The sequence below is a fragment of the Curtobacterium sp. AG1037 genome (assembly GCF_003349855.1).
GTDB classification, from domain to species: Bacteria; Actinomycetota; Actinomycetes; order Actinomycetales; family Microbacteriaceae; genus Curtobacterium; species Curtobacterium citreum.
Window position 1 is genome coordinate 93,234 of the sequence record NZ_QQAO01000013.1, and the last position, 22,287, is coordinate 115,520.

At 69.9% G+C, this 22,287-nt stretch carries 20 protein-coding genes and 1 pseudogene; 10 read left to right on the forward strand and 11 right to left on the reverse strand.

Annotated elements, in window-relative coordinates:
• Window positions 1-42: 42 nt before the first annotated feature.
• The 3 genes and pseudogenes from DEU32_RS17425 (at window position 43) to DEU32_RS17430 (ending at window position 1,224) form a co-directional block, all read left to right on the forward strand.
• Window positions 43-435 (forward strand): hypothetical protein, encoded by a 393-nt coding sequence (locus DEU32_RS17425; RefSeq protein ID WP_220152796.1) that lies wholly within the window; start codon window positions 43-45, stop codon window positions 433-435.
• A pseudogene (locus tag DEU32_RS17690) lies at window positions 416-559 on the forward strand (FAD-binding domain-containing protein); the annotation flags it as partial. The gene DEU32_RS17425 and the pseudogene DEU32_RS17690, both read left to right, overlap by 20 nt.
• Before the next feature lie 65 nt (window positions 560-624).
• On the forward strand, window positions 625-1,224 hold the full coding sequence (locus DEU32_RS17430; RefSeq protein WP_258554905.1) for a hypothetical protein: 600 nt from the start codon (window positions 625-627) through the stop codon (window positions 1,222-1,224).
• A gap of 1,345 nt (window positions 1,225-2,569) precedes the next feature.
• Here DEU32_RS17430 and nrdF read toward each other — a convergent pair.
• From nrdF to nrdH, 4 genes are all read right to left on the reverse strand, one after another.
• The gene (nrdF, locus tag DEU32_RS15995) at window positions 2,570-3,571 is read right to left on the reverse strand and encodes a class 1b ribonucleoside-diphosphate reductase subunit beta (protein WP_058725585.1); all 1,002 of its coding nucleotides are present in this window, start codon (window positions 3,569-3,571) and stop codon (window positions 2,570-2,572) included.
• Between the two features lie 108 nt (window positions 3,572-3,679).
• The gene (gene nrdE / locus DEU32_RS16000; RefSeq protein ID WP_114851410.1) at window positions 3,680-5,785 is read right to left on the reverse strand and encodes a class 1b ribonucleoside-diphosphate reductase subunit alpha; all 2,106 of its coding nucleotides are present in this window, start codon (window positions 5,783-5,785) and stop codon (window positions 3,680-3,682) included.
• 17 nt (window positions 5,786-5,802) lie between these two features.
• The gene (gene nrdI / locus DEU32_RS16005) at window positions 5,803-6,219 is read right to left on the reverse strand and encodes a class Ib ribonucleoside-diphosphate reductase assembly flavoprotein NrdI (protein WP_058741109.1); all 417 of its coding nucleotides are present in this window, start codon (window positions 6,217-6,219) and stop codon (window positions 5,803-5,805) included.
• Between the two features lie 111 nt (window positions 6,220-6,330).
• Window positions 6,331-6,564 carry a glutaredoxin-like protein NrdH gene (gene nrdH, locus DEU32_RS16010; RefSeq protein WP_058727719.1) on the reverse strand — a complete coding sequence of 78 codons (234 nt, stop codon included), beginning with the start codon at window positions 6,562-6,564 and terminating at the stop codon, window positions 6,331-6,333.
• Window positions 6,565-6,979: 415 nt separating this feature from the next.
• On the opposite strand from nrdH, the gene DEU32_RS16015 reads away from it, so the two are divergent.
• Complete coding sequence (locus DEU32_RS16015; protein ID WP_058741110.1) at window positions 6,980-8,185, forward strand: MFS transporter; 1,206 nt, start codon at window positions 6,980-6,982, stop codon at window positions 8,183-8,185.
• Between the two features lie 47 nt (window positions 8,186-8,232).
• Entirely contained in the window at window positions 8,233-9,051 is an 819-nt protein-coding gene (locus tag DEU32_RS16020) for an aldo/keto reductase (protein ID WP_114851411.1), read from the forward strand.
• Window positions 9,052-9,076: 25 nt separating this feature from the next.
• Here DEU32_RS16020 and DEU32_RS16025 read toward each other — a convergent pair whose 3' ends face one another.
• Window positions 9,077-9,415 carry a hypothetical protein gene (locus DEU32_RS16025; protein ID WP_114851412.1) on the reverse strand — a complete coding sequence of 113 codons (339 nt, stop codon included), beginning with the start codon at window positions 9,413-9,415 and terminating at the stop codon, window positions 9,077-9,079.
• 97 nt (window positions 9,416-9,512) lie between these two features.
• On the opposite strand from DEU32_RS16025, the gene DEU32_RS16030 reads away from it, so the two are divergent.
• The gene (locus tag DEU32_RS16030) at window positions 9,513-10,412 is read left to right on the forward strand and encodes a hypothetical protein (RefSeq protein ID WP_114851413.1); all 900 of its coding nucleotides are present in this window, start codon (window positions 9,513-9,515) and stop codon (window positions 10,410-10,412) included.
• 65 nt (window positions 10,413-10,477) lie between these two features.
• Window positions 10,478-10,999, forward strand: a complete 522-nt coding sequence (locus DEU32_RS16035; protein WP_114851414.1) for a ribonuclease H — start codon at window positions 10,478-10,480, stop codon at window positions 10,997-10,999.
• Window positions 11,000-11,055: 56 nt separating this feature from the next.
• Here the strand turns inward: DEU32_RS16035 and DEU32_RS16040 are convergent, their stop codons facing one another.
• From DEU32_RS16040 to DEU32_RS16050, 3 genes are read right to left on the reverse strand one after another with little or no spacing between them, the layout of a single operon-like run.
• Complete coding sequence (locus DEU32_RS16040) at window positions 11,056-11,307, reverse strand: DUF6458 family protein (protein ID WP_058741116.1); 252 nt, start codon at window positions 11,305-11,307, stop codon at window positions 11,056-11,058.
• A 56-nt stretch (window positions 11,308-11,363) separates the two neighbouring features.
• Window positions 11,364-11,879: a GNAT family N-acetyltransferase gene (locus DEU32_RS16045; RefSeq protein WP_114851415.1), complete on the reverse strand. Its 516-nt coding sequence runs from the start codon at window positions 11,877-11,879 to the stop codon at window positions 11,364-11,366.
• Entirely contained in the window at window positions 11,879-14,449 is a 2,571-nt protein-coding gene (locus DEU32_RS16050) for an RNA helicase (protein ID WP_114851416.1), read from the reverse strand. Before DEU32_RS16050 ends, DEU32_RS16045 begins: the two co-directional genes overlap by 1 nt.
• A gap of 110 nt (window positions 14,450-14,559) precedes the next feature.
• Between DEU32_RS16050 and DEU32_RS16055 the strand changes: the two genes are divergently transcribed.
• Entirely contained in the window at window positions 14,560-15,567 is a 1,008-nt protein-coding gene (locus tag DEU32_RS16055; protein WP_181819321.1) for an LLM class flavin-dependent oxidoreductase, read from the forward strand.
• Between the two features lie 427 nt (window positions 15,568-15,994).
• On the opposite strand, the gene DEU32_RS16060 is transcribed toward DEU32_RS16055, so the two are convergent.
• The gene (locus DEU32_RS16060) at window positions 15,995-18,472 is read right to left on the reverse strand and encodes a glycoside hydrolase family 3 protein (protein ID WP_114851418.1); all 2,478 of its coding nucleotides are present in this window, start codon (window positions 18,470-18,472) and stop codon (window positions 15,995-15,997) included.
• Window positions 18,473-18,611: 139 nt separating this feature from the next.
• On the opposite strand from DEU32_RS16060, the gene DEU32_RS16065 reads away from it, so the two are divergent.
• Complete coding sequence (locus tag DEU32_RS16065; protein WP_114851419.1) at window positions 18,612-19,205, forward strand: TetR/AcrR family transcriptional regulator; 594 nt, start codon at window positions 18,612-18,614, stop codon at window positions 19,203-19,205.
• Window positions 19,206-19,340: 135 nt separating this feature from the next.
• Window positions 19,341-20,207 carry an NAD(P)-dependent oxidoreductase gene (locus DEU32_RS16070; RefSeq protein WP_167510146.1) on the forward strand — a complete coding sequence of 289 codons (867 nt, stop codon included), beginning with the start codon at window positions 19,341-19,343 and terminating at the stop codon, window positions 20,205-20,207.
• 120 nt (window positions 20,208-20,327) lie between these two features.
• Here DEU32_RS16070 and DEU32_RS16075 read toward each other — a convergent pair whose 3' ends face one another.
• Both DEU32_RS16075 and DEU32_RS16080 read right to left on the reverse strand, forming a co-directional pair.
• Entirely contained in the window at window positions 20,328-21,911 is a 1,584-nt protein-coding gene (locus DEU32_RS16075; RefSeq protein WP_395858331.1) for a methyltransferase, read from the reverse strand.
• The gene (locus DEU32_RS16080) at window positions 21,908-22,273 is read right to left on the reverse strand and encodes a helix-turn-helix transcriptional regulator (RefSeq protein ID WP_114851421.1); all 366 of its coding nucleotides are present in this window, start codon (window positions 22,271-22,273) and stop codon (window positions 21,908-21,910) included. The genes DEU32_RS16075 and DEU32_RS16080 overlap by 4 nt, the downstream gene beginning before the upstream one ends.
• Between the last annotated feature and the right edge of the window lie 14 nt (window positions 22,274-22,287).

The following is a 22,287-nucleotide window of genomic DNA, read 5'->3' on the forward strand; positions in this document are numbered from 1 at the left end:
GGCACACGGCTCCCCCGGCGCCGACAGGCGCAGGATGGCGAGGTGACCACACCCACCCGCGCCGCCGGCCTCGACGCCCTGCGCGCGTTCGTCCCGCACGCCGGGGCCGACTACCGGCGCGACCGCAACCACGACACCGGTCCGGCGCGGACGAACGCCTCCGGTCTGTCGCCGTACATCCGGCACCGGCTCGTCACCGAGCAGGAGGTCGTCGACGCCGTGCTTGAGCGACACAGCCTGCACACCGCGGAGAAGTTCGTGCAGGAGGTCTTCTGGCGCACCTACTGGAAGGGGTGGCTCGAGCAGCGTCCCGAGGTCTGGCGCCGCTACCGCGAAGAGGTCGGTGACCTGCTCGCCGGCGACCTGCCCGCGCACTACGAGGACGTGGTCGCCGGGGCGGTCCGGGATCGAGGCGATGGACGCGTGGGTGCGTGAGCTCGTCGAGACCGGCTACCTGCACAACCACACGCGGATGTGGTTCGCGAGCATCTGGGTCTTCACCCTCGAGCTGCCCTGGCAGCTCGGTGCCGACTTCTTCTCCCGACACCTGCTCGACGGTGACGCCGCCTCCAACACCCTGTCGTGGCGCTGGGTCGCCGGACTGCAGACCCGGGGAAGACGTACTTGGCGACGACGGAGAACATCGCGCGCTACACGGACGGCCGTTTCGCGCCGACCGGCCTCGCGACCGAGGCCCGAGCGCTCGACGAGGAGCCCTTCCCGGCCGCGGTCCCGGTGCCGTCCGACGACGTCGACGGCCGCATCGGCGAGCGCGTCGGGCTGCTGTTGCACGAGGAGGACCTGGAGCCCGAGAGCCTGCTCGCGGAGCACCCGTCCCTCGCGGCGTCGATCCGCGCAGTCGCCGTGGCCGCGGACCCCGGCCAGCGCTCCCCCGCCGAGGTGTCGCCCGCGGTCGAGGCCTTCACCGCCGGTGCGGTCGCGGACGCTGCGTCGCGGAGCTCCGGTGCGACCGTGCTCAACTCGGTCGAGCCCTCCGCCGTCCTCGGCTGGGCAAGCGCTGCGGACCTGGACACGGTGATCGTCCCGTACGCGCCCGTCGGCCCCGTCCGGGAGCGCCTGGACCTGTTGCGCACACGGCTCGGTGCGGAGGGCGTCGCGCTCGTGACCGTCCGCCGGCGGTGGGACGGGCGGGCGTGGCCGTACGCCTCGCGGGGGTTCTTCCCGTTCCGGGAGCGGATCCCGGGACTCGTGCGCGGGCGGTAAACGACGCCGATACGGCAAGCCCTGTGGCCGGCTGTGTTACGTCCTGGAGGCGCGGGGCGACTCCGGCCCTCGACGCAGACCCGAGAGAAGACATATCCGGGGACGACAAAGCACATGAACTTTTTCCCCGCGGCGAGGGCAAGTCCAGTGCGGTCGACCTCGAAAACGACCCACTGGCGAGGCTGCTGAGGAGCTTCGGCAAACATTCGAACCCGTGACGCCCTCACGGAACTCAAAACTACAACCACCAAAGGGTCGCGTCGCGCGGGGCGTTGCAGGACGTACGCAACACCGGTTCACAGGGCCGCGACCAGTGCGCAACGCGATGACGCAGCTGCTCCAACCCGTCCATCTTGCAAGACAGATTGCCACGGCGAGGCTGCACGCAGAGTGGGCTACGCGCAACAGGTGTCATTCCACTGCCCACGAACTCGTTTCGATCTGAAACCCGCATCCGACGCGCCGAACGGAACCACACCCTCCGCGCTTGTAGTGGACCGGTGACGCAAGCGAGCTCTTGCGCCACCGGTCCACCGTCAGGCTCAGCCCTTCTGCGGACGGATGCGGATCGTGCGACGGATGGTCACACGGACGATGCGCTTAGGCATGGTTCCCCTCTCCCGACCCCGCGGCCTCATCCGAAGGCAGCCAGTTGACGACCGCAAGCTCCGCTCGTATGCTCATGAAGTTCGTGCCTGAACATCATCTTCGGATGGGGCCTTGTAACCGCAGACGATCTGCGGGAGCAAGGCCGTTTTTCTTCCCCCAGCTTCGGGCGGGTTCGCCCGGTTCGATGAGGTTGTGTTCAGATCGCACCTCTGGGTGAATGCAGCCGCAACGGTTGGCGCGGATTTGGGTTGAGCTTGAGGGAATCCAGAGCTACCGTTGAGGGCATGGACGACTCCACACTGGCAACCCAACTTCTAAAGCGCGCTGAATCCATGGAGGCTGAGGCCCAGAGGCTGCGATCCGCAGCAGCAGTCCTGCTTGGTAAAGCAGTCACTCGTCCAGATGATTCGCCGATCGGAGACCCCGTCAAGCGCGCAGCAGGAGGCCCCGGTCGCCCAGCGAGCACCATCCCGATGCTGCGCCGGGTCCTCCGCACCTCCGGACCGATCACCTACCGTGATCTCACTCAGAAGATGCTTGACCAGGGTTGGGTCACAGAATCCAAATTGCCAGCGAATACGGTGCGAACAGCTCTAGGTCGCCTGGAGGAGCGAGGGGTTGTGAAGCGGGATCGGGATGGCCTCTTCAGTCTTGCGTCCCGAGGGGTCGCCGAAGGCTCCGAATAATCAGAGCCCGGCCAACGTATGTGTCGGCCGGGCTCTTAGCTTCTCCAGGATCAGAAGTCCCAGTCCTCGTCCTCCGTCACGACCGCCTTGCCGATGACGTACGACGAGCCGGACCCCGAGAAGAAGTCGTGGTTCTCGTCCGCGTTCGGCGACAGGGCCGACAGGATCGCCGGATTCACGTCCGTCGTCTCCTTCGGGAACATCGGCTCGTAGCCCAGGTTCATCAGCGCCTTGTTGGCGTTGTAGTGCAGGAACTTCTTGACGTCCTCGGTCAACCCGACACCGTCGTACAGGTCCTGCGTGTACTGCACCTCGTTCTCGTAGAGCTCGAACAGCAGGTTGAACGTGTAGTCCTTGATCTCCTGCTTGCGCTCCTCGGAAGCGCCTTCCAGGCCCTTCTGGAACTTGTAGCCGATGTAGTACCCGTGGACGGCTTCATCGCGGATGATCAGGCGGATCAGGTCGGCGGTGTTCGTCAGCTTCGCCCGCGAGGACCAGTACATCGGCAGGTAGAAGCCGGAGTAGAACAGGAACGACTCGAGCAGCGTCGACGCGACCTTGCGCTTCAGGGGGTCGTCACCGGTGTAGTAGTCGAGGACGATCTGCGCCTTCTTCTGCAGGTTCGGGTTCTCCGTGGACCAGCGGAAAGCGTCGTCGATCTCGGGCGTCGAGGCGAGCGTCGAGAAGATCGACGAGTAGCTCTTCGCGTGCACCGACTCCATGAACGCGATGTTCGTGTAGACGGCTTCTTCGTGCGGGGTGATCGCGTCGGGGATCAGGCTGATCGCGCCGACGGTGCCCTGGATGGTGTCGAGCAGCGTCAGGCCGGTGAACACCCGCATGGTCAGCTGCTGCTCCTCGGGCGTGAGCGTGTTCCACGACTGCACGTCGTTCGACAGCGGCACCTTCTCGGGCAGCCAGAAGTTGTTGACCAGCCGGTTCCAGACCTCGACGTCCTTGTCGTCCTGGATGCGGTTCCAGTTGATGGCACTGACCGCGCTGATCAGCGGGATGGACTTGCCCGTTGCGTGGACCGGGTCGGTGAGGGTCATGGGATCGTCTTCCGGATTCGAGATGGTGATCTGGTGTCGGACTGGAGGCACGGGGCGGGGCCCGCCCCGTGCCTCCAGGATGTGGACAGTCGCGTCAGCGACCGACCGCTACAGCATGCAGCTGACGCAGCCTTCGACCTCGGTGCCCTCGAGGGCGAGCTGGCGCAGACGGATGTAGTAGATCGTCTTGATGCCCTTGCGCCATGCGTAGATCTGGGCCTTGTTGATGTCGCGGGTGGTGGCGGTGTCCTTGAAGAACAGCGTCAGCGACAGACCCTGGTCGACGTGCTGCGTCGCCGCGGCGTACGTGTCGATGATCTTCTCGGCACCGATCTCGTACGCGTCCTGGTAGTAGTCCAGGTTGTCGTTCGTCATGAACGGCGCCGGGTAGTAGACGCGGCCGAGCTTGCCTTCCTTGCGGATCTCGATCTTCGACGCGATCGGGTGGATCGACGACGTCGAGTGGTTGATGTACGAGATCGAACCGGTCGGCGGGACGGCCTGCAGGTTCTGGTTGTAGATGCCGTTCTCCTGGACGGACGCCTTCAGCGCCTTCCAGTCGTCCTGCGTCGGGATCGTCACGTTCGCGTTCGCGAAGAGCTCGCGGACACGCTCGGTCGCCGGCGTCCACTCCTGGTCGGTGTACTTGTCGAAGAACTCGCCCGACGCGTACTTCGAGTCACGGAAGCCGTCGAAGGTCTCCCCCGTCTCGATCGCGATGTTGTTCGAGGCGCGCAGGGCGTGGAACAGCACCGTGTAGAAGTAGATGTTCGTGAAGTCGATGCCCTCTTCGGAGCCGTAGAAGACGCGCTCACGAGCCAGGTAGCCGTGCAGGTTCATCTGGCCGAGGCCGATGGCGTGCGACTTGTCGTTGCCGTCCTCGACCGAGCGGACCGACGAGATGTGCGACATCTGCGAGACCGAGGTCAGGCCGCGGATCGCGGTCTCGATGGTCTTGCCGAAGTCCGGCGAGTCCATCGTCAGCGCGATGTTCAGCGAGCCGAGGTTGCAGGAGATGTCCTTGCCGATCTCCTTGTAGGACAGGTCCTCGTTGAAGGTGGTCGGCGTGTTGACCTGCAGGATCTCCGAGCACAGGTTGGACATGTTGATCCGACCCTTGATCGGGTTGGCCTTGTTCACCGTGTCCTCGAACACGATGTACGGGTAGCCCGACTCGAACTGGATCTCGGCGATGGTCGTGAAGAAGTCACGCGCCTTGATCTTCGTCTTCTTGATGCGCGAGTCGTCGACCATCGCGCGGTAGTTCTCGGAGATCGGGACGTCGCCGAAGGGCATCCCGTAGACCTTCTCGACGTCGTACGGCGAGAACAGGTACATGTCCTCGTTGTTCTTCGCGAGCTCGAACGTGATGTCCGGCACGACGACGCCGAGCGACAGCGTCTTGATGCGGATCTTCTCGTCGGCGTTCTCGCGCTTGGTGTCGAGGAACTTCATGATGTCGGGGTGGTGGGCCGACAGGTAGACAGCACCGGCACCCTGACGTGCACCGAGCTGGTTCGCGTACGAGAAGGAGTCTTCCAGCAGCTTCATCACGGGGATGATGCCCGAGGACTGGTTCTCGATCTGCTTGATCGGGGCGCCGGCTTCGCGGATGTTGGAGAGCAGCAGGGCCACGCCGCCGCCGCGCTTCGAGAGCTGCAGCGAGGAGTTGATGCCGCGCGAGATCGACTCCATGTTGTCCTCGATGCGGAGGAGGAAGCAGGAGACGAGCTCGCCGCGCTGCGCCTTCGCGGTGTTGAGGAACGTCGGGGTCGCGGGCTGGAAGCGGCCGGCGATGATCTCCTCGACGAGGTCGATCGCGAGCTGCTCGTTGCCCTGCGCCAGGCCGAGGGCGGTCATCACGACGCGGTCCTCGAAGCGCTCGAGGTAGCGCTTGCCGTCGAACGTCTTGAGCGTGTAGCTCGTGTAGTACTTGAACGCACCGAGGAACGTCTGGAACCGGAACTTCTTGGAGTACGCCAGGTCGTTGAGCTTCTGGATGAACTCGAGCGAGTACTGCTCGATCGTCGCCGCTTCGTAGTACTCGTTCTCGACCAGGTAGTCCAGCCGCTCCTTCAGGTTGTGGAAGAAGACGGTGTTCTGGTTGACGTGCTGCAGGAAGAACTGCTTCGCGGCCTCACGGTCCTTGTCGAACTGGATGTTCCCGTCCGCGTCGTAGAGGTTGAGCATCGCGTTGAGGGAGTGGTAGTCCATCCCCGTCTGCGGCGACGTCAGATCGACGTCTGCAACTGCTGCGTCCAAAATGCATCCAATCCTGAGTTGACCGCGCGGACGTCGTCCGGCGTTCCGAAGAGTTCGAACCTGTAGAGGAGAGGGACGCCGCACTTCTGTGCGATGACGTCCCCGGCCAGGCCGTAGGCCTCGCCGAAGTTCGTGTTGCCCCCGACGACCACTCCGCGGATGAGCGAGCGGTTCTGTTCGTCGTTGAGGAACTTGATGACCTGCTTGGGCACAGCGCCCTGCCCGTTGCCGCCGCCGTACGTCGGCAGGACGAGCACGTACGGCTCGTCCACGCGCAGGAACGGTTCGTTCGGGTAGAGCGGGATGCGGTCTGCGTCACGGCCGAGCTTCTCGACGAAGCGTGCGGTGTACCCGGACACGCTCGAGAAGTAGACGAGGCGACTCATGTGCGCGCTCCTTGTGAGAGGTGCGGACAGCAGATCAGGAGTGGCCTGTCGGAGGCGCTGTGTGCCTCCAGGCCGGCGGAGGTGCGGGTCCCGGGTCGGGACCCGCACGGCTCACGCGAGTTCGGCGCTGAGCGTCGCGATCTTGTCGGGACGGAAGCCCGACCAGTGGTCGTCGTCGGTGACGACGACGGGGGCCTGCATGTAGCCGAGGCTCTTGACGTGCTCGAGCGCGGCTTCGTCGGCGGAGACGTCGAGCACCTCGTACTGGATGCCCTTGTTGTCGAGCGCGCGGTACGTCGCGGTGCACTGGACGCAGGACGGCTTGGTGTAGACGGTGACGGCCATGATCTCCCCTGGTTCTTGCTGGTTGTTCGTGCTGTGGAGTGGTGCTGGTGTCGGGTGCCGCTTGCACCTGCCCGCTGGCACCTGCGCAGACGTGTCCGGGAAGGGGCCGCTGCGGTGGCTCCACACTACATCTAGTGGCTGGCCGAGGCACCGACCACAAGAGGAAGTGTTACAGCCGTGTAGTTCTCCACAACGCCCTCCACAGTCTGTGGATTCCCGGGAGGCCCGGAATCACGCCAGTCTGCGGCCCACCACCGACACTTCCCCACACCGGTGGACAGCCTCGATCCACAAGTGTGGAATCAGCGCGTCGGCGTGTCGCGGACGGTCCTCCACACGGGCCTCCGGAGGCCGCTCGTCCACAGCACCCCCGGACGGGTGACGGCCCCGTCCGTCCGGTCCGTACACTCGTCTCGTGAGCGCCTACGGACCCCTGCTGAAGACCCCCGGAGTCGGTCGCGTCATCGCAGCGCAGCTCACCGCGCGGTTCCCGTTCGGCATGCTCTCGCTCGCGTACCTGCTGCACGTCGAGCACGTCTTCCACTCGTACGGCGCCGCCGGGCTCGTGCTCGCGACGACGAGCATCGGCCAGGCCATCGCCGGTCCGCTCACCAGTCGGTGGATGGGCAGCTGGGGCATGCGTCCGGTCCTGGTGCTGACGAGCATCGTCGCGCTGCTCAGCATGGGCGTCGTCGCGTTCGCCACCATGCCGCTCTGGGCGTACGTGGTCGTCGGGTTCCTCGGCGGCCTGGCGGTCCCGCCCGTGCAGCCCGCGGTGCGCACCATCTACCCCAAGATGGTGACCTCGTCGCAGCTCACGCCCCTGTTCTCCCTGGACGCCAGCGCGCAGGAACTCATCTGGGTCGCCGGCCCGGTCATCACGACGTTCGTCGCGACGCAGGTCGGCACCGTGCAGGCGATCGTCGTGGCGATGGTGTTCCTGGTCGTCGGCGGCGTGTGGTTCATCGCCTCCCCCGAGCTCGGCCGCGTCCGCATCCCCCGCTCGAAGCGTGCGTTCGGCGTCGTGCTGCGCCGCCCCTCGGTCGTCGTGGCGACCCTGACCGGCCTGCTGCTCATCGGGGCGTGCGCCGCGGTCGAGGCCAGTGTCACGAGCGTCTTCGGCGAGGGCAGCCCGAACGCCGGCATCGTCCTCGCGGTGTTCGCCGTCGGGTCGCTCGCCGGCGGGCTCGCGCTCGGGCACCGTCCGATCTCCCCGAACACCCTGTGGGCGCGCATGTGCATCGTGTTCGTCGGACTCGCGCTGGCCGTGGGCGGCACGGACTTCTGGTGGCTCTGCCTGGCGCTCGTGATCGCCGGCGCCGGCATCGCCCCGGCCCTCGCGGTGATGTTCGGCTCGGTGTCCGCGACCGTGAAGTTCTCCGACACGGCAGAGGCCTACGGCTGGATGGGCACCGGGCAGCTCATCGGCGCCGCGGGTGGCTCGGCGGTGGCCGGGTTCCTCATCGACGCGAACGGGCCCTCGGGCGGCATGACCGTCGGCGCGGTGATGGCGGCGGCCGGCGTGGTGCTGCCGCTCGTCGCGAAGCGGTGGCTGCCCGACCTGCGCGGCCGTGACGCGAGTCCCATCCCCGACACCGAGCCGGTGACGCTGCCGAGCTGACGCCGCGGGGCAGGGCATGCCCCCACCACGATCGGCAGGATGGGTGCATGGTCACCTCGATCCCCCTCCGCGACGGCGGCAGCATCCCCGCGATCGGCTTCGGCGTCTACAAGGTCGACGACGCCCAGGCCGAGACGGCGGTCGGCCTCGCGCTCGACGCCGGCTACCGGCACGTCGACACCGCCGAGATGTACGGCAACGAAGCCGGTGTCGGCAAGGCGATCCGTGCCTCCGGGCTCGACCGTGACGACGTCTTCGTGACCACCAAGGTGTGGAACGACCACCAGGGGCGCGACGCGACGCTGCGGGCGTTCGACGCGAGTCTCGAGCGGCTGGGGACCGACACGGTCGACCTGTACCTCATCCACTGGCCGGCCGCTGCGAACGACCGCTACGTCGAGACCTGGCGGACGCTGGTCGAACTGCGCGAGCAGGGCCGTGCGCGGAGCGTCGGCGTCTCGAACTTCCAGGTGCCGCACCTGCAGCGGCTGATCGACGAGACCGGCGAGGTCCCCGCGCTCAACCAGGTCGAACGGCACCCGTGGCTGCCCCAGCGCGAGCTCATCGCGTTCCACGAGCAGCACAGCATCGCCACGGGGGCGTGGTCACCGCTCGGCCGCGGTCGGCTCGTCGACGAACCGGTGCTCACGGGCATCGCGGACGCGCACGGGGTCAGCGTCGCGCAGGTGCTCGTCCGGTGGAACGTGCAGCAGGGCGTGGTGGTGCTGCCGAAGTCGGTCACGCCCGCGCGGATCCGGTCGAACCTCGACGTCGACGGGTTCGTGCTGACCGAGGACGACCTCGCGGCGATCGCCACGCTCGAGTCCGGGCAGCGCACCGGCTCCCACCCGGACACCGTCTCCTAGCGCGACCGGCCGGGCCCGGCCTCGCTCAGCCCTCGCGGTCCTCCTCGGACTGCCAGGGCAGGTGCAGGTCGCCCGGCTCGGGCTCGACGTCGCCGGCGTCGTCGGCCCCACCGGTGCCGGGCGCGGCCACGACACGGGACGGATCGATGCCGTCCGCCTCCAGGTCCTCGCGGCTGCGCTGGTCCGTCTGCGCCGCCACGGTCTCCCGCTCGCTCGACGGGCTGTAGGACGTGTCCGCGGCCTCCTGCTCGGACGCGCTCACGCCGTCGGCGCCCTCGTGGTGCGCGGCGTCGCGGAGCGCGTCGCTCCGTGCACGGTCGTCGGAGGCTTCGGGGCCGGGTGCGTCCGGGATGCTGTCGCTCATGGGCTGCACAGTAGGCCGGTGACCTCCGGTACCGGTTCGGTCACGGCGCTCGTGATCCGCTTCCCGCTCCACTACGGTCGTCGCGAGGGGGTCCGACATGGGACGCAGGACGGTCACGGCATCGATCGCGATCGCGGGGGTGACGGCGCTGGTGCTCACCGGTTGCTCGGTGTTCGGCGGGGACGACCCGCTGCCGAAGCCCACCGGGCACGCGGCACCGAGCGCATCGGCGCACCCGGACAGCGGCACGGACGGCAGCGGCACCGGAACTGACGGCACCGCTCAGCAGGTCGTGACGAAGCAGGCGGTCCCCGCGGGCACCGTCGTCGCCGAGACGGACCTCGTCTCGAAGTCCGGCGACACCGCCGTGCACGTGCGCGTCGTGGCGGACGACGCCGGCACCTTCGACGCGCAGCTCTCCGGCTACCGCACGACGAACCCCCAGCCGATGACGGTCGAGTTCCGCCGGTCGGCTGCCTCGCCCGGCGACGGGTTCGACTGGGAGTCGGTCGCCTCGACGACCTGGCAGGCGGACGCCCCGGCGCCCACGTCGATCAGCCTCTCCGACGCGGGGTCCTTCCCCGACTGGCTGCACAGCGTCGTCCTCGTGCCCGCGGCGACCACGCAGGCAGCCGACACCGACGACTCGGACACTCCGATCGACGCAGACCGACCGTGGGTCGGGAGCGTCCTGGCGGCGGCGACCCTGCAGTGGCACATCCCGAGTCCGTACCCGGACCTGCACGTCCAGGTCGGCGCCGCCCGTGCCGGCGCCTACGGGTGGGTCTTCGACGCGGCGGGCGACAAGCTCACCGCGCCCGGCAGCGGTGTGCCGACGTCGTACCGGGTGTCCCACGGCGACGACCAGACCACGGTCGCGAAGCGCTTCGGCCTGACCCTGGCGCAGCTCCGGTGGTTGAACCCCACGATGCGGGTGCACGGCAACGGCTGGTTGTACGAGGACACCGACCTGAACCTCGACCCCGCCGGACGCTGACCACGGCGGCACCGCCCGGTCCGTTACGCTCGACCCCGCACCCGCACCACCCTGGAGGTCACCCCGTGACGATCGTCGCCGCCGCAGACGGATCCGCCCTCGGCAACCCCGGCCCGGCCGGCTGGGCCTGGTACGTCGACGACGACCGCTGGGCCGCCGGCGGCTGGCCGCGCGCCACGAACAACATCGGCGAGCTCACCGCCGTCCTGCAGCTGCTCCGCGCGACGAAGGACACCGGCGAACCGCTCCACATCCTGTGCGACAGCCAGTACGCGATCAAGGCGTGCACCGAGTGGCTCGCCGGGTGGAAGCGGAAGGGCTGGCGGAAGGCCGACGGCAAGCCCGTGCTGAACGTCGAGATCATCAAGGAGCTCGACGCCGAACTGCAGGGCCGCAAGGTCACGTTCGAGTGGGTCCGCGGGCACGTCGGCCACGAGATGAACGAGGCCGCGGACGTCCGTGCCCGCGGTGCCGCGACCGCGTACCAGAACCACACCGAGGTCCCGACGGGCCCGGGATGGCCGGGCAAGCAAGTCGACCCGGCACCCGAGCCGGTACAGGTCGAACCGCCCGCGACCCTGTTCTAGAACCGGACCGAGGCGACCACCGGACCGACGCGACCGGCGAACCGGTCGCAGCGCGGTCAGTACGTCCCGTCGCGCCGGTCCTGGCGGGTGATCTGCTCCCCCGACGCCGGGTCGATCCCCGACCGCGTCGTGGTGGTCGTCCGGCGACCGCCGAACCCGACCGCCAGGCTGATGATGAGGAGCACGACGCCCGCGGCCATCAGGATGTACCCGATCAGACGCAGGTCGACCCCGGCGAGCTGGATGTCCAGGGCGAACGCCACGATGGCGCCGATGACGATCAGGGCGATGCTCGATCCGATGCGCATGGGAGTTCCTCTCGACGGATCCGGCTGTCCGGGCTGCCGTCGAACGTACCCGTCCGTCAGAGTGGACGTTCCCACAGGGCGACGGTGCTCTCCAGGTGGTCGTACCGGTACGGCTTCGTCTCCCCGGTGGGCGTGTAGCTGAGCGCCCGCCAGAACGGCTCCGCGACGGCGGCGTTCGTCGCGACGATCCCGAGGCGCAGCCGACCGACCCCCGGCACCGAGCGCACCCGGTCGACGACGGCCTCGTGCAGCGCGCGGCCGAGCCCCTGTCCCTGCCGGTCCCCGCGGACGAGCAGCAGTCCGACGAAGGCCGCGCCCGGGTCCGGGTAGCCGAACAGCACGTCCGCGAACGCCACGAGCCGGTCCCCGTCGAACAGCCCCCAACCGTGCTTGCCCACCGGGTGGAAGCCCTCGGGCACGCTCATCAGCGCGCTCAGGGCGTCCGCCGGCCCGGGCGGGTACCCGGTGATCCGCTCGGCGTAGTCCGGAGCGGACTCGAGCAGGTCCTGCAGCGCGGCGACGTCAGCGTCGCCGTCGAGCGACCGGAAGACCGGATCGGTGACCGCGCCCATCAGTCGACGTCCACGTCCGTCCAGCCGTCGAACCGGCCGATCTCGGTGACCCGGACGACGGCCTCGCCCGCGGCGTCCGACGCGTCGAGGTCGATCGTCGCCGAGAACCCGAAGTCCTTGTCACCCGCCGGGTCGGCGAAGATCTGCCGCGCGCGCCACGTCCGTCCCTCCTCGGACAGCACCAGGTACTGCATCGACCGCGCGTCCGCGTCCGTGCCGATCGTGTCGTGCGCGTCGTAGTACTCCTCGAGCACGTCGTCCCAGGCCGAGCGGTCGAAGCCAGAGGAAGCGTCGAGCGCCCCGAGTCCCGCCGGGTCGTCCGCCGCCGCGAGCAGCACCCGCTGGAACAGCGCGTTCCGCACGAGCACCCGGAACGCCCGCGGGTTCCCGGTCAGGCGCGCGGGCTGCGGAGGGGCGATCTCGCCCGTGGAGGACGAGCCGGCTTCCGCCTCGGCACGAGCGACGTCGCCGTTGACGAGCGCCTCCCACTCGTCGACGAGCGAGGAGTCCGTCTGCCGGACGACCTCGCCGAGCCACTCGATCAGGGCCTCGAGCTCGGGTGTCCGCTGCTCCTCGGCGATGGTCTGCCGCATGGTCCGGTACGCGTCGGACAGGTACCGGAGCACGAGTCCCTCGGAGCGGGTGAGGTCGTAGAACCGCACGAAGTCCCCGAACGTCATCGCCCGCTCGTACAGGTCACGGACGACGGCCTTCGGCGACAGCGCGAAGTCGAGCACCCACGGCTGCTCCGCGGCGTAGGCCTCGTACGCGGCCTCCAGCAGTTCGGCCAGCGGGCGCGGCCAGGTGACCTCCTCGAGCAGCTCCATCCGCTCCTCGTACTCGATCCCCTCCTGCTTCATCCGGGCGACGGCCTCGCCGCGCTCCTTGAACTGCTGCTGCGACAGGATCGCCCGTGGATCATCGAGGGTCGCCTCGACGACGGAGACCATGTCCAGCGCGTACGTCGGCGACTCGGGGTCGAGCAACTCGAACGCGGCCAGCGCGAACGGCGACAGCGGCTGGTTGAGCGCGAAGTTCTGCTGCAGGTCGACCGCCAGCCGGTACACGCCGTCCACCCGCTCGATGACCCGCGCGTTGACCAGGGTCCGCGCGATGGTGAGCGCGCGCCGGGCCATCGCGTACTGGCGTGCCCGCGGCTCGTGGTTCTCGAACACCAGCGCGCGGATCTCGTCGAACGGCGAGCCGCCGCGCGCGACGACGGCGAGCACCATCGCGTGCGTGATCCGCATCCGTGACACCATCGGTTCGGGCTCCGCCGCGATGAGTCGCTCGAAGGACGCCTGCCCCCAGGAGACGAACCCCTCCGGCGCCTTCTTCTTCTTGACCTTGTTCTTCTTCTTCGGGTCGTCCCCGGCCTTGGCCACGGCGCGGGCGTTCTCGATCTCGTGCTCGGGGGCCTCGGCGACGACGTCGCCCTCGGTGTCGTAGCCCGCGCGACCGGCACGTCCGGCGACCTGGTGGAACTCGCGCGCGGACAGCTGGCGCATCTTGGTGCCGTCGAACTTGGTCAGCCCGGTCAGCAGCACCGACCGGATCGGCACGTTGATCCCGACCCCCAGGGTGTCGGTGCCGCAGATCACCGGCAGCAGGCCGCGCTGGGCAAGCTGCTCGACGAGCCGCCGGTACTTCGGCAGCATGCCCGCGTGGTGCACACCGATGCCGGCCCGGATCAGGCGGGACAGCGTCTGCCCGAACCCGGCACTGAACCGGAACTGCGCGATCGCGTCGGCGATCTCGTCCCGACGAGCACGATCGGCGACGCGCACGGACATCAGCGCCTGCGCCCGCTCGAGCGCCGCCGCCTGCGAGAAGTGCACGATGTAGACCGGCGCCTTGCCCTCCTCGAGCAGCCGTTCGACGGTCTCCTGCACGGGAGTCATGACGTACTCGTAGGACAGCGGCACCGGCCGCGAGACACCGGTCACCCGGGCGGTCGGGCGTCCGGTCCGCCGGGACAGGTCGTCGGCGATGGTCGTCACGTCGCCGAGGGTCGCCGACATGAGCAGGAACTGCGCCCGCTCGAGCACGAGCAGCGGCACCTGCCACGCCCACCCGCGGTCGGGGTCGCCGTAGAAGTGGAACTCGTCCATCACGACGACGTCGACCTCGGCGTCCGGCCCCTGTCGCAGAGCGAGGTTCGCGAGGATCTCGGCCGTGCAGCACACGATCGGGGCGTCGGCGTTCACGCTCGAGTCGCCGGTGACCATCCCGACGTTCTGCGCGCCGAACAGGTCGACGAGCTGGAAGAACTTCTCGGACACGAGCGCCTTGATCGGGGCGGTGTAGTAGCTCCGCTTCCCCTCGGCGAGCGCCGCGAAGTGCGCGCCGGCCGCGACGAGCGACTTCCCGGTGCCGGTCGGCGTGCTGAGCACCACGTTCGCGCCGGAGACGAGCTCGATGACCGCCTCGTCCTGCGCCGGGTAGAGCGGCCGGCCGCCCGAGGCGGCCCAGTCGACGAAGGCCTCGTAGACCGCGTCCGGGTCGACGGCGCCGTCGACCGCCGCCGGCAGGGCGGCGACGAGCGGCGGGACGGTGGTGACGTCGGTCATGCGTCCATCCTCCCAGGTGGGTGGTGACCCAGAGGCGGCCGGGAGGATCGGGGCGGGCCCGCCACGATCCTCCCGGCCGGCGTGTGGATGCGCATGCATACACTCGAGACGTGCGCGAACTCGGATTCCTCTCCTTCGTCCCGAATCACGGCGGACCGGCCGGCGCTGCCGGCGCCCTCGAGGACGGCCTGCGGCTCTTCGAGACCGCGGAGTCCCTCGGCTACGGCACCGGCTGGGTGCGCGGCCGACACTTCGAGCCGTTCCTCACCAGCCCCATGACGTTCTTCGCCGCCGCGGCCCAGCGGACGAGCACGATCGGCTTCGGCACGGCCGTGCTCGGCATGCGCTACGAGGACCCGGTGCGCCTGGCCGAGGACGCCAGCACGGTCGACCTGCTGAGCGGCGGCCGCGTGCAGCTCGGCATCAGCACGGGCATCGCCGGGTACGGGCCGATCCTGGACCCGGTGTTCGGCAGTACCGAACGGAGCTTCCGCGACGAGGCCGAGGCCCGGGCCGCTCGGCTGCTCGAGGTGTTGCGTGGCGAGCCGCTCGGGACCTCGGGCAAGGGCTACGAGAGCATCCCTGCCGACACCGAGCTGACGCTGCAGCCGCAGAGCCACGGCCTGCTCGACCGCGTCTGGTGGGGCGGGGGCAGCCTGGGGACGGCCGAGCGCACGGCGGACAAGGGCCTGCTGCTGCACTGCTCGACCCTGAACACCGAGGACACGGGCGAGCCGTTCGCCGTCGCCCAGGCGGCGCAGATCGCGGCGTACCGGGAGCGCTTCGCGGCGCAGCACCCGGACCGGACCGCGAAGGTCGCCGTCGGCCGCATCGTGGTCCCGCTCCTCGACGACCACGACCGCGCGGTGCACGAGGAGTTCCTGACCGGGTACGCGAGCGGCATGGACGACGAGGGCCGACCGCGCTCCGGGCCGCCGTTCCGCTTCAGCAAGGTGGTCGCGGGCGGGGTCGCGGAGATCGTCGACGCCCTCGCCGCGGATCCCGCCGTGACCGCGACGGACGAGCTCGTCGTCACCCTGCCGGCGAACGGCGACTCGGTCGCACACGAGCGGATCCTGCGCGTCGTCGCCGAGGAGGTCCTGCCGCACCTGCGGTGATCCCTGCGCAGCAGCGGATCGGGCTGGGAGAGGTGCACCCGGCCGGGCTTCGACGGGGTTGGTGAAGCCCCGGAGCCCTGGCCGGATGACCATCTCATCCCTGATCCGGAGGGGATGGTGCGCCGAGTCTTTCACTTCTCGAAGAATTTGTCATCATCGCTCCGGGGGGAAAATGACAGTTCGTCATCCGATGCGTGAAATGGTCAATGATCCCCCTCGGGACCATTGACCCCGGACGACGAATGCGCCCCCGCGCGGACGCGGAGGCGCATTCTGACGCACCGGGATCGCAGGGGCTCCGACGGCCGGATCAGGAGACCGCGTCGCTCACACAGCGACCCCGTATCGGTACGCGCGCCGACGGTAACCAGCCGACAGGCGCGCATCGATGCTACTCAATGCAACAACCCAACGCACGCAAACCGGATCACTCCAGTTCGAGGGTCGTCGTCCCGACCTCGGCGGCCACGGACTCCGCGACGTGCAGCGTGAAGGTGCCGGGTTCGTAGCGCCAGGCGCCGTCCCAGTGCGCGAACGCCCGGGCCGGGACCTCGATCGAGACCTCGGTCGACTCGCCCGCAGCGAGCCGTACGGGTGCGAAGCCGACGAGCCACCGCACCGGACGGTCGACGGCCGACTCCGCGCGCGAGGCGTAGACCTGCACGACGTGCTTGCCCGCACGGTCGCCGGTGTTCGCGACGGTCGCAGTGACGATGACCGCGTCCCCCTCGGACACCGTCGGCGTCGCGCTGATGCCGTCGATCGACCACGTCGTGTACCCGAGGCCGTGGCCGAACGGGTACGCGGGCTCGGTGCCGGCGCGGAGCCAGGCACGGTAGCCGACGTGCACCCCCTCGTCGTACACGACCTTGCCGTCGATGGGCGTGACGTTCGCGACCGGGACGTCCTCGAGCGTCGTCGGCCAGGTGGTGGGCAGGCGTCCACCGGGCTCGGCCGCGCCGGTGAGGACGTCGGCCAGGGCGTTGCCGTACTCCTGGCCGCCGAACCAGGTCAGGAGCACCGCAGCGACGTCGTCCCGCCAGGGCATCTCGACCGGAGACCCGGAGTTGACCACCACGACGGTGTTCGGGTTGGCGGCCGCGACGGCCCGGACCAGGTCGTCCTGGTGGCCGGGGAGCGCGAGCGACGAGCGGTCGTAGCCCTCGGACTCCACCTTGCTGTTCGTGCCGACGACGACGATCGCGACGTCAGCGCCGGTGGCGGTCGCGACGGCGGCGTCGATCAGCGCGGCGGGGTCGGCGTCGCTCGGCTCGGAGCCGAACTGGTACGCGAGCACGCCGCCGAGCGCCTCGTCCTGCACGATGTCGTACTCGATGCGGATTGCGACCTGCTGCCCCTCCTGCACCTGCACGGGCACCGAGCGCGCCGGCGGGTTGAGGAACGCGGCGCCGAGCTGGTCGCCCTCGTACGGCACGGTCTCGTCGAGCAGGAGCTCGCCGTCGATCCACAGGCGCGAGTGGCCGGCGGCGCCGATGCCGATCCGGACGGTGCCGGTCGACTCGGCGGTGTAGGTCGTGGTGATGTCGAGCCGGTCGGCCTCGCGCGTCGGGGCGTCGCCGCCGAACCAGAACAGCGCGGTGGCGCGGCGGTCCTCGACGTACAGCTCCTCGCCGTCCTTGACGAAGGCGACGCGGGCGCCGGGCTCGCCGGTGCCCGGGTTCGTGATGCTCGCGAGCGGGAACTCGGCGATGCCCTCCTGCACCACGGCACCGATGGCGTAGTCCACCGTCGCGCCCGGGAACGCCGCGCGGATGCCCTCGATCGGCGTGACGACCCGCTCCGGGACGACCGTCGCGGAGCCGCCGCCCTGGGTGCGGGCCTGGTCGGCGTTGTGGCCGACGATCGCGATGCGCGACACCGCGGCGGCGTCAAGCGGCAGTACGCCCTCGTTGCGGACGAGCACGGTGCCCTCGGCCTCGGCGGCGCGGACGAAGGCGACCCCGTCCTCCACGTGCACGGGGCGCTCGGCGACGGGCTCGAAGCCCTCGAGCGCACCGACCCGGGCGGCGAGCGTCAGGATGCGGTGGACCTTCCGGTCGATCGCGGCCATCGGCACCTCACCCGACTCGACCGCCTGCAGCAGGGGGCCCTCGCTCCACCACGGGTTCGGTCCGGGCATCGCGACGTCCTGCGACGCCTTGGCGGACTCGACCGAGCGCACGCCCGTCCAGTCCGACACGACGATGCCGTCGAAGCCCCACTCCGAGTTCAGCGGCGTCTCGAGCAGGTCGTTCTCCGACGCGGTGACGCCGTTGATCGCGTTGTACGACGACATGACCGCCCACGCGTGCGCCTCGGTCACGGCCTTCTCGAACGCGAGCAGGTACAGCTCACGGAGCGCCCGGTCCGACACCTCGGTCGACGCGGTGAAGCGGTCGGTCTCGTAGTCGTTCGCGATGTAGTGCTTCGGGGTCGCGGCGACGCCGTTCTCCTGGACGCCGGCGACGTAGCTCGCGGCGAGGTCGCCGGTCAGCACGGGGTCCTCGCTGAACGCCTCGAAGTGCCGGCCGCCGAGCGGGGAGCGGTGCAGGTTGATGGTCGGCCCGAGGACGACGTCGACGCCCTTGCGCCGCGCCTCCACCGCGGCGGCGGCGCCGTAGCGCTTCGCGATCGCGCGGTCCCAGCTCGCCGACAGGGCGGTCGCGGACGGCAGGTTGAGCGACGGGTCGCGCTCGTCCCACACCTCGCCACGGACGCCGGAGGGCCCGTCGGACATCAGGATCCGGCGTAGGCCGATCTTCTCGATCGGCCAGGTGGTCCAGAAGTCGCGTCCGGTCAGCAGCTGGACCTTCTCCTCGGTGGTCAGCTGTCCGACGAGCGCGTCGATGCGCTCGGTCAACGGCGACGCACTGGAGGCGCGGGGCGTTTCTTCCACGGTGGTCACGATGGTCGGTCCCTTCGTTGTGCGACGGGCGACGGGGCACGACCTCCGCGCGCCATCGTCGGCGGCTGGCGCCAGCGTAGCACCCAAAACCTTTCTGTACTCGGTTTTGCCGTCCGTCCGCGGGCGGTACGCTCGCGCCATGGCACGACGGGGTTCGTACGCGAAGGGCATCGCCAAGCGCGAGGAGATCCTCACCGTCGCGCTCGAACTCGTCGCCCAGCAGGGCTTCCGCCGCACGAGCATCAAGGACATCGCCGACGCGGTGGGGCTCACGCAGGCCGGGCTGCTGCACTACTTCGACTCGAAGGACGAGCTCTGGGTCGAGATCCTCCGCCGCCGCGACGAGCACGACAACGCGCAGGACTGGAACGCCTCGAACCCGGCCGAGCTCCTCGCCGCCGTGGTCCGGCACAACGCCGAGGTCCCGGGGCTGGTGCAGATGTTCGTGAACCTGTCCGCCGCGGCCGCCACGGACCCGGAGCACCCGGCGCACGAGTACTTCCGGCAGCGCTACGACTTCACCCGGGCGGACATGACCCGGCAGTTCCGCGACATGCAGCAGGACGGGCGGCTGCGCGCCGACGTCGACGCCGAGCGGCTCACCAGCGTGATGCTCGCGGTGTCGGACGGCATGCAGATCCAGTGGCTGTACGACCCGTCGCGCGACATGGCCGAGCACGTGGAGCTCGTCGCACAGCTCGCCATCACCCAGGCGGCGGCCCCGGCCCGCTGACACGCCGGTTCGGCGATCCACCGGAGGGCTGCGTCGCCGGGACAGGTACCGCCAGTGCCTGGTCCCGCCCAGCACCCGCGCGGCAGGATGGGACCCGGCCGACCAGGCCGTCCGACGACGATGTGGAGTGACGCGATGACGCGTGTTGTGGTGACCGGAGGCAGCGGCAAGCTCGGACGGGCGGTCGTCCGCGACCTCGACGAGCACGGGTACGACGTGGTCCTGCTCGACCGGGTCCCCTCCCCCGACAAGCCCGAGCGGGTGCCGTTCGTCCGCATCGACCTGAGCGACTACGGCCAGGTGCTCGGCGCCCTCACCGGCATCGACGACCGCTACGACTCGGTCGACGCCGTGGTGCACCTGGCGGCCGTACCTGCCCCCGGCCAGGTGCCCGACGTGGCCCTCATCACGAACAACGTGACCGCGTCGATCAACGTCTTCCACGCCGCCCGGGTCGCGAAGGTCAAGAACCTGGTGTGGGCGTCGAGCGAGACCCTGCTCGGGATCCCGATGGGCGAGCACCACCCGCCGTACCTGCCCGTCGACGAGGAGTTCGCGGTGCGCCCGCAGTCCTCGTACTCGCTCGGCAAGGCGGTGGAGGAGGAGATGGCCCGCCACTTCACCCGCTGGGACCCGGAGCTCAAGATGATCGGTCTGCGGTTCTCGAACGTGATGGACGAGACCGACTACCCGGCGTTCCCGTGGGATGCCTCCCCCGAGGCGAAGACGTTCAACCTGTGGTCGTACATCGACTCCCGCGACGGCGCCCAGGCGGTGCGGAAGTCGCTCGAGGCAGACCTGACCGGGTTCGAGGCGTTCGTCATCGCGAGCCCCGACACCGTGATGGACACCCCGACCATCGAGCTCGTCGACCGCTTCGTACCGGACATCGAGCGCCGGGCGGACATCGACGGCACGAGCTCGCTCCTGTCGTCCGACAAGGCTCGCGAGCTCCTCGGCTACGCCCCCGAGCACACCTGGCGCAACCACCGCACGAGCTGACCCCCCTCCCCCTTCCCGCGGAACGCAACGGGAGCGGTTCCTCGCAGCGGAACGTCGCTGCGAGGAACCGCTCACCTTGCTTCTTGCGAGACGCGACGGGCCGGGCCAGGCCGGGCAGGGTCAGGCGGGCAGCAGCAGGCCGTCGAGCACCAGGTCCCGCGCCCGCGACAGCAGGTCCGCGCGCAGGGCCTCCTCGTCCACGCCGGTGATCTGCGCGATCGCCCCGACGATCGCGGCGACGGACAGCTCGCCGTCGCAGGCCCCGACGAACGCGGCGAGCGCCGTGTCGGCGTCCACCCGTCGGCCGAACCCGCCGCCCTGCACGAGCGTGATCACGGTCGGGTCGTCGTTGCCGGGCCAGTAGTGCCGCTCCTCGGTGACGTCGCCGGCGACCCGGAGGTGTGCGGCGGCGAGCGCCTCGTCGTCGTGCACCCCGAGCCACGCCGCGGCGTCGAGCACCCGCGCGACCGTCGCACCGAGCCCCGCGGGGTTGGAGCCGAGCGTCTCGGGGACGCGCTCGAACCGACGGAGGCGACCCGTGCCTCCCGGCTGGGCGCGCCGCACCACGACGTACCCGAAGCCGACCCCGGTGACCCGCCGTGCCGCGAAGTCGTCGAGCCAGGCGTCCACGAGCACGTCGTACTCCGGCGTCCCGGGCTTCGTGCCGCCGTCCCGGATCCAGGTCTCGGCGTAGGCGGGCGGGTCCTCGCGCTCCCGCTCGACCACCCACGTGTCGAGCTCCGACGCGGCGGGGGCGTCAGCGAACCACGAGCGCACGCGGTCGAGGCCGTCGACACCCCAGTGGTACTCCCAGTTGCCGAGCAGCTGGGCGGTCCCCCCGGGTTCCAGGTGGTCGACGAGTCCGCGGAGCACGGTCTCGACGAGTGCGTCGCCGACCATGCCGCCGTCGCGGTACTCGTACGACGGGACGCCCGCACGTCGCGGAGTGATCACGAACGGCGGGTTCGACACGATGCGGTCGAAGCGCTCACCGACGACGGGCTCGAACAGCGACCCGAGCCGGAGCTCGATCCCGTCGACGCCGTTCAGCACGGCGTTGAACCGCGCGATGTCGAGGGCACGCTGCGAGATGTCGGTCGCGACCACCTGGTCGGCGAAGCGGCGGGCGTGCAGTGCCTGGATGCCGCACCCGGTGCCGAGGTCGAGCACCCGCCGCACCCGCACGGGCACCTGCAGCCCGGACAGCGTCGTGGACGCGCCACCGATGCCGAGCACGTGCTCCTCGCCGAGGGCCGTGCCGAGCGCGAGCTCGCCGAGGTCGGAGACGATCCACCAGCTGCCGGCACCGAGGTCGTCCACGAACGCGTACGGGCGCAGGTCGACGGTCGGGAAGACGCGACCGTCGTCGCCCTCGCGCAGCAGCCCCACGGCGAGCACACCGTCGAGACCCGCGATGGGGAAGGCTCGCTCGGCGTCCGACCGCGAGACCGGCAGGCCGAGCACGAACAGCGTCGCGAGGGTCGTCAGCGGTGAGGTCTCCCGCGCGGCCAGGGCCCGGAGCGCGGCGACCCGGGTGCCGCGGTGCAGCGACGCCGCTGCCTCGGCTCCCCAGAGCGCGTCGACCCGCTCGACGGTGAACCCGGCGGCGTCCAGGTCCGCGGCGATCGCGGCGACGACGACGGGGTCGGTCGTGACGGTCGGCAGGACGTGGTGCGGCTGCCCGTTCGGCGCGGCGGCGCTCACGCGGGGACCTCGTCGAGCAGGAGCGCGGCGGGCACCTGCCAGTCGGCGACCAGGTCGAGCAGCCCGGGGAACCGCTGCTGCACGTCCTCGACCCGGACGCGGCTCGACCGCACGAGCCCCTCCTGGTGCTGCTCGAGCAGCCCGGCCTCGCGCAGGACGCGGAAGTGGTGCGTCAGCGTGGACTTCGGTCGGTCCAGCCCGACCCACCCGCAGCTGCGCACCCCGCCCGCCGCGTCGACCAGGTAGCGGTGCAGGATCGCGAGGCGGATCGGGTCGCTCATCGCGTCGAGGACCGTCGGCAGGTCCATCTCGGCGACGGCCGGTTGGGGCAGCCGTTCCGGGGCATCCACGTTCGCGGGCATGACCGCGACGGTAG